The organism is Micromonospora aridisoli, from assembly GCF_056150025.1.
Genome location: NZ_JAXCFK010000183.1, coordinates 1 through 517, shown reverse-complemented (window position 1 = coordinate 517; position 517 = coordinate 1). Strand labels below are relative to the sequence as shown.

Genomic DNA, 517 nt, shown 5'->3' with positions numbered 1-517 from the left:
CTGCTGATCCAGCAATATAGCGATCGTAATGAGAATAGGTCAAAGCTATTTGACCTACCTGCATGAGGTTATCAATTAAAAATTCTTCTCTCAATTCTGTAGTATCCATTTTTTTTACCCCTTTTGGGCTTGATGCATACCGAGATTCATAGGTAGTTGACATGTCTGTATTATTTTTTTTTGATTGTGTTTATTCTCTAAAGTGATTTTCTTATTCCTACTTCTAAGCCTCGCAATTCCGCTAAGCCACGTAGTCTACCAATACCCGAATATCCTGGATTGGTTTTTTTGCGAAGGTCATCCAACATTTTATGTCCATGATCAGGTCGCATAGGCATTGCCGTATCTTTACGCCCTTCTGCTTTGCGCTTATTTTGTTCCAGAACTAATGCTTTCATCACTCCATACATATCCACATCTCCTTCGAGGTGGTTTGCTTCATGGAAATTCCCCTCGGCATCACGTTTTGTACTACGCAAATGAATAAAATGAATACGATGCCCCAAACGTGCTACCA

Annotated in this window: 1 protein-coding gene; it reads right to left on the bottom strand. The window is 39.7% G+C overall.

Annotated elements, in window-relative coordinates; genetic code table 11:
• Positions 1-197: 197 nt before the first annotated feature.
• The coding region (locus SM447_RS30005) for a mannonate dehydratase (RefSeq protein ID WP_474576227.1) at positions 198-517 on the bottom strand (320 nt) is incomplete at its 5' end.